Origin of the sequence: Amycolatopsis rifamycinica (assembly GCF_000695625.1) — a bacterium.
In the GTDB taxonomy this organism is placed as follows: Bacteria; Actinomycetota; Actinomycetes; order Mycobacteriales; family Pseudonocardiaceae; genus Amycolatopsis; species Amycolatopsis rifamycinica.
In genome coordinates, this window is the sequence record NZ_JMQI01000011.1 from 113,828 (window position 1) to 126,289 (window position 12,462).

The 12,462-nt window shown below is 59.4% G+C and carries 16 protein-coding genes; 4 read left to right on the forward strand and 12 right to left on the reverse strand.

Annotation, left to right across the window (positions count from 1 at the left end; all coding sequences use genetic code 11):
- The first annotated feature begins 336 nt into the window (after positions 1 to 336).
- Complete coding sequence (locus DV20_RS44685) at positions 337 to 1,551, forward strand: hypothetical protein (protein WP_152603626.1); 1,215 nt, start codon at positions 337 to 339, stop codon at positions 1,549 to 1,551.
- A gap of 18 nt (positions 1,552 to 1,569) precedes the next feature.
- Here DV20_RS44685 and DV20_RS43655 read toward each other — a convergent pair whose 3' ends face one another.
- A complete protein-coding gene (locus tag DV20_RS43655) occupies positions 1,570 to 2,340 on the reverse strand; it encodes a RusA family crossover junction endodeoxyribonuclease (RefSeq protein ID WP_152603627.1) in 771 nt (256 codons plus the stop codon).
- A 105-nt stretch (positions 2,341 to 2,445) separates the two neighbouring features.
- On the opposite strand from DV20_RS43655, the gene DV20_RS44690 reads away from it, so the two are divergent.
- On the forward strand, positions 2,446 to 2,682 hold the full coding sequence (locus DV20_RS44690) for a hypothetical protein (RefSeq protein ID WP_152603628.1): 237 nt from the start codon (positions 2,446 to 2,448) through the stop codon (positions 2,680 to 2,682).
- A gap of 46 nt (positions 2,683 to 2,728) precedes the next feature.
- Here DV20_RS44690 and DV20_RS05240 read toward each other — a convergent pair whose 3' ends face one another.
- From DV20_RS05240 to DV20_RS05260, 6 genes are all read right to left on the reverse strand, one after another.
- Positions 2,729 to 3,400, reverse strand: a complete 672-nt coding sequence (locus DV20_RS05240; protein WP_043776817.1) for a replication-relaxation family protein — start codon at positions 3,398 to 3,400, stop codon at positions 2,729 to 2,731.
- Between the two features lie 118 nt (positions 3,401 to 3,518).
- Positions 3,519 to 3,761, reverse strand: a complete 243-nt coding sequence (locus tag DV20_RS05245; RefSeq protein ID WP_043776819.1) for a hypothetical protein — start codon at positions 3,759 to 3,761, stop codon at positions 3,519 to 3,521.
- A gap of 2 nt (positions 3,762 to 3,763) precedes the next feature.
- A complete protein-coding gene (locus DV20_RS05250; protein WP_043776820.1) occupies positions 3,764 to 6,061 on the reverse strand; it encodes a type IV secretory system conjugative DNA transfer family protein in 2,298 nt (765 codons plus the stop codon).
- A 51-nt stretch (positions 6,062 to 6,112) separates the two neighbouring features.
- Complete coding sequence (locus DV20_RS45420) at positions 6,113 to 6,271, reverse strand: hypothetical protein (RefSeq protein ID WP_160169698.1); 159 nt, start codon at positions 6,269 to 6,271, stop codon at positions 6,113 to 6,115.
- On the reverse strand, positions 6,255 to 6,497 hold the full coding sequence (locus DV20_RS05255) for a hypothetical protein (protein ID WP_043776822.1): 243 nt from the start codon (positions 6,495 to 6,497) through the stop codon (positions 6,255 to 6,257). The genes DV20_RS45420 and DV20_RS05255 overlap by 17 nt, the downstream gene beginning before the upstream one ends.
- A 3-nt stretch (positions 6,498 to 6,500) precedes the next feature.
- Positions 6,501 to 6,845 (reverse strand): hypothetical protein, encoded by a 345-nt coding sequence (locus tag DV20_RS05260; RefSeq protein WP_043776824.1) that lies wholly within the window; start codon positions 6,843 to 6,845, stop codon positions 6,501 to 6,503.
- Positions 6,846 to 6,963: 118 nt separating this feature from the next.
- Here DV20_RS05260 and DV20_RS46080 point away from each other — a divergent pair, with 118 nt between their 5' ends.
- Positions 6,964 to 8,127 (forward strand): hypothetical protein, encoded by a 1,164-nt coding sequence (locus DV20_RS46080; RefSeq protein WP_051735796.1) that lies wholly within the window; start codon positions 6,964 to 6,966, stop codon positions 8,125 to 8,127.
- A 246-nt stretch (positions 8,128 to 8,373) separates the two neighbouring features.
- Complete coding sequence (locus tag DV20_RS05270; protein WP_043776826.1) at positions 8,374 to 8,751, forward strand: hypothetical protein; 378 nt, start codon at positions 8,374 to 8,376, stop codon at positions 8,749 to 8,751.
- Positions 8,752 to 8,803: 52 nt separating this feature from the next.
- On the opposite strand, the gene DV20_RS44695 is transcribed toward DV20_RS05270, so the two are convergent.
- From DV20_RS44695 to DV20_RS05290, 5 genes are all read right to left on the reverse strand, one after another.
- Positions 8,804 to 9,817, reverse strand: coding sequence for a hypothetical protein (locus DV20_RS44695; RefSeq protein ID WP_152603629.1), 1,014 nt, complete (start codon positions 9,815 to 9,817; stop codon positions 8,804 to 8,806).
- Positions 9,814 to 10,908 (reverse strand): hypothetical protein, encoded by a 1,095-nt coding sequence (locus DV20_RS44700; RefSeq protein WP_152603630.1) that lies wholly within the window; start codon positions 10,906 to 10,908, stop codon positions 9,814 to 9,816. Before DV20_RS44700 ends, DV20_RS44695 begins: the two co-directional genes overlap by 4 nt.
- A complete protein-coding gene (locus tag DV20_RS05280; RefSeq protein ID WP_043776828.1) occupies positions 10,905 to 11,324 on the reverse strand; it encodes an Imm1 family immunity protein in 420 nt (139 codons plus the stop codon). The genes DV20_RS44700 and DV20_RS05280 overlap by 4 nt, the downstream gene beginning before the upstream one ends.
- The gene (locus DV20_RS05285; protein WP_043776830.1) at positions 11,318 to 12,058 is read right to left on the reverse strand and encodes a DddA-like double-stranded DNA deaminase toxin; all 741 of its coding nucleotides are present in this window, start codon (positions 12,056 to 12,058) and stop codon (positions 11,318 to 11,320) included. Before DV20_RS05285 ends, DV20_RS05280 begins: the two co-directional genes overlap by 7 nt.
- 101 nt (positions 12,059 to 12,159) lie before the next feature.
- Entirely contained in the window at positions 12,160 to 12,423 is a 264-nt protein-coding gene (locus DV20_RS05290; RefSeq protein WP_043776832.1) for a hypothetical protein, read from the reverse strand.
- Between the last annotated feature and the right edge of the window lie 39 nt (positions 12,424 to 12,462).

Consider the following 12,462-nt stretch of genomic DNA (forward strand, 5'->3'; position numbering starts at 1 on the left):
GACATCAAACCTAGCGGCTGTCAATGGGTTGCAATATCCACATTACGTGTCGAAGCATTGACGCTAGAACGCGCCTACCAGGCCATTATCGGCTGAACGCGTAAAGACATCAGCCCAGCGTACTGGACGCATCGTCAACTAGACAGGACGCGAAGACCGTGGACTAGAAGTCTTCGACCCCTGTAAACCGAATCTAAGGTCGTAAAACATAGATTGTGCGACGTTAGATTAAGCACACTCACCGGGTCACAGTCAGATAACATCTACTCGACCAGAGCAACGACTGTTCAAACTCAGGCGACTACCTACCAGGACATCTCCAGGGAGGGCACAGGCGTGGTTTCAGGAATCGAACTTATCGCAGGCTTCCTGATCGCATGGGCGGCTCGCAAAGCTCGGCGAGCCGGGGTCATCGTTGACGAGATCGTTGACGACGCCATCGACGAGTCACTTGAACGTCTTCACGAGTTGGTGAAGACGAAGCTCCAAGGTGATCCCGCGCTTCAAAGACTCGAGCAACAAGCCGCCCAAGGCGATGTGTCAATGCGAACCCAACAGCGTCTAACGTTAGCTATCGAAGAAGCAGCAGATGCAGATGAGACTTTCGCCGCCCAGATCGAAAGTATCATTCAGAGGCTTTCATCGTCTGAGACAAGCAGCGCCGACGGCAATGTGCATGTATCGAACTATGGTCAGGTGAAACATGGGAACTTCATCGGATCAATAAACGGAGGCTCCCTACTGATCGATCAGTCAGAACGACGAGCAGCTATATGTTTCTGCGGATGGGAAGCGCGCGCAACCTGCCGAAAATGCGGAGAGGCGGTGTGTCAGACTCATTTTTTTCCTTCTGGCACGAACCCGACCTACGCCGTGATCCAAGGCGCACTAAACGAGCCTCAGCATGAGTGGTTCCGAAATAATGATGCATACCAGCACTTCTTGCAGAGCGGCACCACTGCTTGCATTTTCTGTCGAGTAAAGGAAGCGGATGTCGCTTTGTCAACTCGCTTCAACGAGGTCCGAGCGTGGCTCACTGCCCCTGCAAGCCTGACCAGAGCAAATTTCGACCGATACGCCGAAATCATAAGTGTCCTTAAACCACGAGACGCCAGAGTCGTACTGAAGCATGCTTTCCACTTATTTCAGGCTGCCATGGACATCGTTCACTTGGACAGCCGAGGAAACCTGACCAAAGGGGTACCTGCGATCTCGATTGGACAAAACGAATTTGCAGGCGACTACTTTGCATGCGAAACTGGCGCAATTTACATGAAGGACTTGCATCTCAGGTTCGCAGACGACCACAGGATGACTTCAATTGTCGTTATACCTCAGGAAGCTCCTGACATTACAAGGAACGGAGGAAATAAGGTAATATTTACATGTAGCCGCGACTATCCGAAGTCATATACCAATATTCAGGACCACGAACGACGCATCCAGCGACTTGAAACCGGCCTCAGAAGCCGTTCCAATGAACAACATGACCAAAGGCGCAGTGTCGATGTCGCGAGCCTTCATAACGCCAGATCCGGCGGCCCAACTTGAGGTCAGCCGACCGGTAGGTTAGTCGATGTCGATCGGCGGTGCTCCTGCGAAGCTGATCCGTAGTTCATGGTCAATCACATCACTGCTGATGTCCAATACTGGGAGCACGCTAACCAAGTAGAACGCCTTCGGTCCATCGTGTTCGACTCTGTGGCTCGAAACGTGCTGTATCTGCTTGTCGTCGCGATACACGACGCCGCTCATCGCGTCGAGCAGGCCCTTAATCATGTTGTCGACGTCCTTGATATGCACCTTCGCCGGAACAATCGACACGACGTTGACGCAAAACCGCCCGCGCGAAAAGGCTGGCTCTTTAAAGCCGGAGTACGTTCGGCCAGCAAGGTCGGCCGTAATCGCCGCCTTGATTCGTTTCAGCCGCTCGGGTGTCACAGACTGCGCCGAGAATGGCGCAGCTTGAATCGGGAAGCTCATCCGCCCCGGCTCGGCTTTATCGTCCGCTACGCAGGTGATGCAGGGTGCCTGTTGGAGCCAAGTAATCTTGCTGCTCAACTCCGAATGCACGAACGGGAATAATACATCTCGGCGACCATTTAAGAGGTCATACGTATGGCCGTTTGCGTTTGTCGGCGTGCTCATCTCCTCTTTACGGAGCCACACGGCGACACGTCGGGCGTCGGTAGGACTGAGCGGAAAAGAAAGACTGTCATCATGCGCCTCATTGAACGCCACCAACGCAGCCTGAAGACGCGCATCGTAAGGCGCTTTGGCTAATGGCCACACGTGACGCACGATAGGATGCGTCATGTCCACTGGTGGCAACGGTTCCACATCGATCTCCTTGAATTAGTGTCTACATCCAGCATACACCGCAACGTTAGTGACAACCGGTGGACTTCTTGAACTAACGGCCTCTAACTGAGATAATCAGTTTATATGCCACGCTTCACGACACAACGGATAAGCCTCATCATCGGCGCAGCTATCGCAGTTGCCAGCCCTTCTTTGGTGTACCTCGTGCCGCCGCTGGTCAACCCGTTCTTCTGCACAGGTGACCGCTGTTCTTCGGCAGGAACTATCGTCGGCGCCGGCCTGGCCTTGGCCGTCGGCTTCTTCGGGTGCAGCCTGGTCCGATATGCCACCGTTCGTCAGCGGCACGACAAAGACCGGTAAGAGCGAACAACTTAGGTGTTCGGCCGCGGGCCCGGTGCCGGCGGTGTCATAGAACGGCCAGTTCATCGAGCAGTTCGGTGAGCAGGAAGACGCGGAACAGCTCCGAGCCCGGGTGCCGCCGGATGATGCGCTCGATCTCGCTCTTTCTGGCCGCTTGCTGGACGACGAACGCCACGTACGGGAAGTACTCGGCCGTGCTGGCCTCGTAGACCCGGCGGTAGCCGTCGAGCTTTTCCATGAGCCGAACCGGCCGCTCCGTGCCGAGGTCGATTTCAAGGTAGTAGCTACTGCTTCGCCGCTGCGCCGGATAGTCGACGGCCACAAACAGGTCGGCTCGGACCGGTGGAAGCGGCAGCTCTACCGCCCACTCGCGCAGCACGAGAAGCTGCGCCTTTTCAGCACGCCGCAGCGCCGCATAGGTGTCGGCGATCATGAGAGCGTGGTTGTTCACTACAGGTGAGGCCCGACCCTCCACGCCCAGCAGGGAACGGCCAAATCGGCCGAGCTGGTAGACGTACGCACCTGCGCCGCCTTTATCGCTACTGGCCCGACGGCCGACGCGTGAAAGGAATTTCTTTCGCACCAAGCGGCCAAGGACAGTATCGGGCACACTATGCGACCGATCCGCGAACACCAGCTCGACCAGGTGCGTTGAAGCAAGTTGGCCGAACATGCCGACCAGCTTCAAGACCTCCAGGTCGCGGGCTGATAGTTCCATATGCTCAATCCTCCTTACTTAGTCACGTCGTTAAAGGCTCCTACGTTCTCCCTGGTCAGGGGTCTAAAGGGGTAGGGTTACGCCTAGGGCTTGCCAGGGATAGGCCGGTAGGGTTCGCCTAGGTCAGCAGGTCGCCGAGGGCGTGTTTCCAGTCCTCGGCGTAGCGAGTGGCGAGATCGACGTGGGTTTTGATCGATCCCGCCGATCGGGTCGTTTCCGCCGACACCATGCCTTCTTTGAAGCTGTCCAGTTCGCCTAGGGCTGACGCTGCCTTCTCCACGTCATCCAAAGCAGCAAGCAAGTAGTTGCAACTTCGCCGCAAATAGGCAAGTTCGGACAGCAGCTCCTGATCGCTCCGCATGGTTAGTTCCTCCACTCCTTACCGCCAAGCTTCGGCTTCTTCTTCGGTTCTTGTTTCACGCCGCGCCTGGTGGCGATGTCGCGTTCAACGTCCCTCACGGGACGGCCGTACTTTTGGCGGGACTCTTCACGGGCCGTCGCACCGAAACCGGTCGGTTCTCGGGGCGGCATCGTGACGCCAGTAACCGGCACGCTGACACCTTCTGCCGTGGCGAGCCGCATCAAAACTTCAAAACGGCGCAGGTGCATGAAGTCGTCCTCGGTGACGCTGCGGCCGAACTGCCGGGCGAAGTGGCGGGCTTCGTCGGCCGACGTCTGAAACACCACGGTTGACCGGGCGTTGTTTTGGGTTGCCTCTTGCAACTCACGGCTGAGCTGGTTCAAGAACTGGTGCGCCACGGTGACGGCCAGCCCCATGCTGCGGGCCTGGGCGAACATGTCGGCCGGGGAGATTGGCAGATTCAAGAAGTCCTGGAATTCGTCCAAATACAGCATGGTTGGATCGCGAGGATCAGCCGCTCCAGCCTGCACCGCACTCCAGATGGAGTTCAGGATCAAGCTACCGAGCAAGCCGGCCGTGTCCTTGCCTTCAGTGGCGCGTCCGAGGTTGACCAGCAGAATCTTCTTCTTCGCGATGACGTCGCGCAGGTTGATCGTGCTGGTGCTCTGCCCGATGATGTTGCGGATAGAACGCCGTGACGTCAGCTGCCAGATCCGGTCGGTGATTGGCTTGAAGTACAGGTCACGCTGCGCACGGGGAAGGTTCGTAATCTCCTGCCACCACGTCGCCAGTTCCTCGACGTGCGACACGCCCCTAACGATCTCGTCCGAGAAGTCCACCTGGTCGACCCTCGGCACGCTCAAGGGGGCGATGTCCGCGAACGTCGCGCCCGCGATGTTCCGGCTCATCATCAGGGTGAGAATCAAGTGGTAGAAGCCCTGGCGAACCCGCACACCGCGTGCATCCTGCGGATAAAGGTGGTCGAAGAGCCGCTGGATGTCGGCCGCCACGACGTACGGGCTGCCCTGCAGGATGTTGAAGCCGACGGGGTGATCGACGTCGGCCACGTCAACGAGCACGACGTCTTGAACGCGATGTTCTGGCACGAGCTGGAGCGCCGTGTTGAAGAGGTCGCCCTTCGATTCGATCAGCAGGACCCCGTGGCCGGCCGCCATGTCCTGCGCGATCAAGTTGCTGAGCAGCGCCGTCTTACCTGAACCAGTTGGGCCGACCACCTGTAGGTGTTGGGCTGACTCCACCGGGGACAGCGCGAGCAACCGTTCCGCGCCAGGGAAGTTGGACCGGGCGATCACCCGTCCGGCCTTTGGCACTGCGCCGGTCGGCGCAAGGTGACGGGTCCGGCTCTGTGGAAGTCCGGCGATATGCGGCGAACCCAGCGGCCACGAGATCAGGCCGCTCAACTCGTTCGCCGACAGCTGCGCGGGGAACACGAAGGGGGCGCTCGCTTCCTTGATGCGCCCGATTACGGTCTTCGTCGTGACGAGCCGCTTCTTGAAGCTGTTGTACGGGCTGCGCACGCTCGCCACGCTGGCCTTCACCTTGAAGAGCAGCTGGTCCGCCCGCTTCTTCGTGCTGGCCTTCGCGGCCACCCGGAGGACGCCGAGGAAGCTCGGTTGGTTGGCCCGCGCCTGGCGGTCGGCAAGCTCCGCCTTATCGGCCTCGCCGCTACCGGAGAGCACCTGAGCCAGAAGTCCGCTCTGACCAGCCTGAACGTGTCCACCTCGGGGAGGGCGTTCCTGGAGTGCCGGGCTGGTGACCCACTGGATGAGTAGCTTCTCCCCCGACTTCAGGCCCTGGAGGTTGGTCAAGATGCTCGCCGAGAGCGCCACGCTGTCGTTCACCTGCAAGCCGCGGAGCGGGTTGGTCTGGCCGATCTCGAGCGCGCTGGTGAAGTCGTAGGTCGCCTCCGCGGCCGGCGTCCCGTTCTTCGAGCCCTCCGGCGTCGCCGTGATGCCTGGGATCAAGGAGCGGAGCTGCGGCACGATGTACTCCGCGTACCCAGCGGGCACCTTCAAGCGGTGGCGGATGCCGAGCTCGTCGGCCCAGACCTCGAACACGATCGTCGGCACGCCGAGCAGGCGGCCGGGGCCTGTGCGCAGCGTGCCCGTGACCGAGGTCAGCCACGTCACGAGCTGATCGCCCGAGAGGTCGGTCGGGAAGGTCAGTACGTACGAGCGGTGCGGCTGGATGTTCTTCTTCATGTGCATACGTCCCACGAACAATGCGCCCGGAACGAGCGCCGCCAGAACAGAGGTGGTGTACAAAATCGTGGGACCCATGCTGACTCATTTTCGCACGTCAGCATGGGTCCCAGCGTTGTAGTTTCCGACTTACCAGCGCGTGATTCGGTGGTAGATGAAGCCGATAATCAGCACAACGGCAAGCGCTGCGATGAGGTAGGGGATCATCGGCTCCACCACGTCCCACAGCACCTTGACGGTCACGGCCGCCAGGAGCAGCAGCACAAGCGAACTACGCGCCTTCTTCATCGCGATCCTCCGGGAAGATCACCACCTCCCTGGAGCGGTGCTCCTCGGCGACCGCCCGCATCTTGTTCATCACGGCGTACTTGTTGGTCGGCGTGCCCATCAGCAGCGGCGACACCTGGATGGACCGCCGCGTCGGCCGCGCGGGCGGCTTCATCAGGTAGCGCCACCCTCCAGCCAGTGCCACAGCCAGGAGCAGCAGGAGCGCCAAGACGACGAAGACGGTCATCTTCTACAGCCCTCCAAGCAGGCCGCCGAAGTTCCGCACCTCGCGGGCGGAGCCACGGACGTACTCCTGGACGATCGGGGCCAACGCCGTCGCGATGGTCGCGTCGTTCCCGGAGAGCTGCTGGTACAGCCCCATGACGTCGGCGACGTCGTACATGGTCTTCTCGGTGAACCGCTTGCGCAGCTCGCCCTCAAGGACCTTGATGTTGGCGTTCGCCACGGCTTCCGAGATGGCCATGTTGGTCCGGCGTTCCAGCGCGCGGTGTTCCCGCCGCTCCCCCGGCCACATCGGCCGAGAGGGCTCCTGTGAGCCGGAGTAGCCGCCGAAAATGCTGAGCTCGTTACTCACGGTGTTCCTTCCGTAGTGCAGTTGGACTAACAAGCACCACGGTGAATCACTCGAAAAGCGGTGTCACTGTCGCTGATCAAGGAGGTCATGACAACGACGGCTGTGTCATGTCGCCGTCATGACATACTGGTTCATGCACACTGTCGGCACAGGTGACGCCGGTAAGGAAGCAACGCGCGACGAGCTAGCCGACGCGATCAAGTCGATCATCGCGTCCAAAGAAGGACTGTCACTCTCAACTCTCACCGCGCACCCTCTGTTACTGGCGGCGCTGGGCGCGGCTACCCCGGAAGAGGCGCTAGAAGAGCTCACGCGGCTCGTCAAAGAGCTACCGGGCCCGCCCTTGAACCCGCTCATCATGAAGGCGTTCCGCGCTGGGCTGGCGATCGACTTCCCAGCCGGGGAGGGCAGCGAAGATCGGGTACGGCGCATGACGGCGTCGAAGGAGAAGGAGACCGCGTACGTCCCTAAGAGCCCACGTCAGGTGCGGCGCTACATGGAAGAGGGAGCGAAACTTCTTGCGGCGGCGATTCGGGCGCTCCCCCACAACCAACCCGCGCCAACACCGCCCTCACCAGCGGACATCGTGATGGCGAAGCTTCAAGAGGACAGTGGTGACACCTCTTATGACATCACTGTCACGGCACCGCCGAGGCCAGTAGAACCGCATGTTCCACGACGCAGCCGGCGCTTGTGGTTGATTGGCGGCGGCATCGCCGCAACGGTCGTGTTGTTGTGGGCGGTGGTCTACGCCATCGTGAAGAACACTGACGAGAAGCCGACCACGATGCCGCCGACCGGCTCCACGGCCCCCGCGCCTGATCCGGTCTTGATGGCGAAATACGACGGCCACGACCCGCGCGGCTCCGAACCCGACGGAAGTCTTGGTATCCGATGCGCCGATCCGCCGCCGAGTGAAGCGGTCGAGGGCACGAGCACGCCGCCGGTCATCGGGCCGGAGGGGAAGCAGGTAGGCGTTCTTCACCTCCGCCGCTCGCCCTCATGTTCAACAATTTGGGCACGCGTCGTCTGGAACGACGACCTGGAGGCCACTTACAAGGTGCCGGACGGCTGGACATTGCACGTGGTCGTTCACCGCCCGTCGACACATACAGTGGTCGACGCAACTGAGCCCGAGGCAGGAAAGCCGCCGAACGCTACTCCCATCCCATACGGGCTCAGCCGGATGCTCACCTCGCAGCCCGGGTGCATCTTCGCTGAGGCGTACTTCACGAAGGACGCTTTGCGGACTTACACCGCCACGACCTCATGTGGAAGTTAGATTTCCTTGACAAATAGTTGAAAACGTATATCAATGGTATTGTCGGACCTGGCGCTTGAGTCGGCACCAACATGACGCCCTGCTGATTAAAATAGTCGTCGGCGGCGCGTCATGTTGGTAAACTAGGAGGCTCGCGCCATGACTCACTCACGCGATGGTGATAGCTACACAGGAATGTTGGTCCGTGCACATTTCAAGCCTGGCCAGAAGGTTTATACGTTCAGCCCTTAATTTTCCCTTGCGGATGTGCAGGCCGCTCTCTTCGAAAGCACCTACCGCAACCCGAAGCCATTGAGCGTCAGGATGCAGTTGGACGAGGTCGCCGACCTCGAAATCATCGTCACGTCGGTAGAACAAATCTACCAGCCGCAGGATGAAACGCCGGACCAAGCCCCATTCGCCTGCTTCGACGATCCGGACTGGTGCATCGAGGGTTGGATTCGCCAATCTGGATTTGACCCGTTCGAGGGACCGCTCCGTGTCCGTCTGTACATCATGGTTGATGGCCAGAAGATCACCGAACCGGGATACTTCCAGCGCATCGTGAAGCCGCACCAGGGAGAGATCGAAGTCGTTGACTCCGTCATCCCTCCCAGTTCGCGACCGTCATCACACCCCGCCTGACGGCGAAGAACACCACCGTGTCCGCCGTCGCACACGGGGTGTTCTTCATTTATCAGCTAGGATAGTGCTTCTTGTTCCATTCACGGTACACCTCCTCCCAGGGAGGCGGTTTCATATCTCCACGAGGTTCTGACCGGTACGTCCGACGAGTCGGATAAACGGTGAGACCTTGTGCGACTTCTGCGGAGTCTTGCGGCACGGTCCATTGACCGTGCGCGTTAGGTACCGGAACAATCGGACGGCACCCAGTCTCGATGTAGATATGATCCATCACGCCATGTTCAAAGTAGTCGAAGACAGTAACAACCAGAAATGCTGCACTGAACGGATTGGGTGGATTCGGATTCTCATAGGCGTCTGCCCACTCCTTAAGAGGGTGACCATATGCCCACTCAAACAGCGCACTTTCACCCGACCGCAGGAGATACTCCTGGCGGTCCAGCGTTCCAACGGGCGGCGGAACCGGGATATTCGATTCTCGCGGAATTAGCGGAGAGCTGCCCTCAATGAAATGAGCCTCGCCGTCGAGACGCACACGCGCCGTTCCTGCACCCTCGTTTACCAGCACCCCATTAATGCGAAACCACATGAACCAATTCTCATCACGCGGGAATACGAATGGCTCAGCAGGAGAGGCTTCCGCGCTTTGTGCCAGCGATCTATGGTGCCACAGGCGGAGTTCACCGCCGCCTGGCATCATACTGCGCGTCTCATCGATCAGAGCTGGCCACCGCGGTGCTTCCATTAGTGCCACCACTCTCGGCGCCCGCTCATCGACCCGAATCCGAGCCGACTCGACCACCGCTGAACGACTTGCGTCAACAGAATCGCGGGCAGCTTCTACTGCTTCCGTCGCGGCCTTAGTTTGGTCTTGCGCAAGGTTGACCTGTCGACGCAGCAGCCACAACTGAACTAACGCGAAAACAACGAGGCCAACGTTTGCGACAGCTGCGATGAACGTACCGATCGAAGACAAGTTCTGTAGCACCACCGAAGGTTGACTTGGTGTTGGCACAGTCGGCGCTTGCTGTTGACCACTGAAGTAGAGGAGATCAAGGACAGTCACGGCGTACCCGCATTCAATAGAGCAACCACTTCATCAATCAGCCGGTTGATCAGCACCCGCGGCGGCATATCCTCGAAGTCCAGAATATCCTCGCGCTCTCGAATCATGCGGTGCAGAGCGTCGTCACCCTGACCTCGAAAGTCTTCTAGGCGTTTCATGTACTTCTTGTCGGTTGCACTCCAACCGTACTGCTCGACCACGGATTTAAAGTTGCCCTTCCCAAAGATGGGTGGCACGTGATCGATAATCGCTCGCAGCAACGTGTGCGACGCGTAGGCATGCCCCAGTGCATAGTTCTCGTTCAGCTCGCGAAGCAACTGAAGGAACTTCTTCAAGTTCCACTTTGTAGCCGCTTGTGCGGACTCCAGCTTCTCAATCAGCGTTTGATCAACATAGCTCGGCCGCGACACGTCTATAGAAGCAAGGTTCGACTGGATAACAGCAGGCTTCTCCTCATCGCCGCACGCAGCCACCCACGATATGACTCTACGTACATAATCGGCGATATCTTCAACTCCTCGAAATAACTTCAGCTCATCACGATGCAAAGCATAATCGTCCCCGTCGGACTCCAAGTCAACCACTGGAACTGGCTCAATAAAAAGCCAACCTTCCATCAGCATCAAGTCATTGGGATCCAAAAAGTGCAGTCGCGCCTGGAGATCTCCTGAGGTGATGGTCACCTGCGAGACTTTCAGTGGATCAACCTCGGAATTGAGCATCCGGTCTACTAGCACGCGCAGAACACCTAGAAATTCATTGGCAACTGGCACCAACTCGGGCAAGTGCAATGCAGCTGAGATCGCCAGGCAGACGTCATCATCGTCTGCAGGCTTGTCGATCTTATCAAAATCTATTTCGGCGAGAATCCTATTATTGACTCCCACTAATCCGTACACGCTTCGACCGTAAACACTTCGGACCTTAGGGAGCGATTTAAGAACCTCAAGCGCGTCACCGCCCGTCCTGCTGAAAACAGTGTCGACGTACTGCCAGGTAGGCCACACGCCGTACTCTTCTGCCGGTTTGACGATCACCCGAAGTAAGGACTCTTGCTCAGCAGAAAGTTCAGCAAACAAATCTACCGTCATGACAATGCGTCACTCTCCACGACACTCGGCCGCGTCCCAGCTACCAGAAACTCATGTAACCCGCGGCGCACGGTAGATATCGGGACTTCAGCGCTGGCCGGCACTTCGCTGTGGTTACCCATGTAGATGTAGTCAACCAAGGCGTCCGGGTCGCCGTCGCCGACGGTCCAGCCACCTTCGGTGCGGGAGGTGTACCCGATGAAGCCTTTCTCCTTGCCGAGGCCAACCTCAAGGGCAGGCGAGCGCTTCACACCGGAGAGGGCCACCTGGATCATCGGCGGAGCCACGTTGTCGGCCGTCTCCGCGATGATGCGGTCGATCAGCTCGTCCAGCTCGGCGGCGGTGTTCACGCGGATCACGACATTGCCCTCGTCGTCCTTCGGCGTCTGGTCATACCAGATGTCGAGCGCTACCACTCTTCGCCTCCCTCGAACGTCTCCTCATAGCCATCCGGACCGTACACGGTGACGCTGTACCCCTTCGGGAGCAGGACGGGCAGCAGCGAGTCGCATCCCAACGGACCGACGCAGGGCCGGTTATTCAACACCAGTTCAGTGTGCCGCTGGCCGCTCTGGATCATCCCGGCGGCAACCTTGGCCTCGACGTGCGTCGTGATGACCGGCTTCCGGTTGGCGGGCACCCCGGCTTGCTGAAGCCGCTCCCACGCCGCCGCTGACGCTTGATCCTCACCACTTACCGTGGTGTGCACGTTACCTTGCGCATCTACCCACTGGCCGTGGGTTTTCTTGTTCTCGGGGTTCGGCTTCGGAACCGACGGGGGCAACTTCGAGCGAAGCTCCTCCAGCTTTTCGGGATCAAGCTTGCGAGGGACAGCCGGTTGATCCTTCGCCGCGGATGGCTCCGGCCGGCTGCCGCTAGAAGGCGGCGGTTCTACTTTGCCGACCTTCGACAGATAGCCGGTGAGTCCTTGGGCGGCAGTTGTCAGCGTCTGATTGATGCGTCCCAAGTCGGCGACGGCGCCTGCGAGAAGTCCGACCGCATGGCTGGCCTCCTGGTCACCGGTGCCCTGCACGGCCTGCAACAGGGCAGCGTGCGCCTCTTGGAGGGCTTGACCAGCTTGTTCAAGGGCGGCAGCCGGGAGCTTGCTGATCGCGGTGTTCACGTCGCGCGCGACGTCCTCGACCGACACCTACTCCCCCTAGCAAGATCGCTAGGAACATAGAAGCAGGCGAGGATGCGTCTGAACAGGCTGTTTAGCCCACGTGGGTCAGGCGCGATAGCTAGTATCGATCAATCAAGAGAGGCGACGCGGCTGAGGTACCAGCTCAGCGTGGCGACGACGAGCGCGACACCGCCGACCACCCAGCGGTACCGCGAGTTGCCCGAGAGCGCGGTCGCCAGCCAGCCGATGATCAGGCCGTAGGCCGGCCCGCACCATCCCGGCATCACCCTGCCGAGGTATGCCCCGACCGTAATAGGGCCGATAAGAACGATCAACCACACCAGCAGGCCGAGCGGGTTTGAGCCGTCCCAAAAGTCATTGCGCCTGCTCATTGCATCTCCCCAGTTTCACAACGTGCCTGGAAGTCGCCG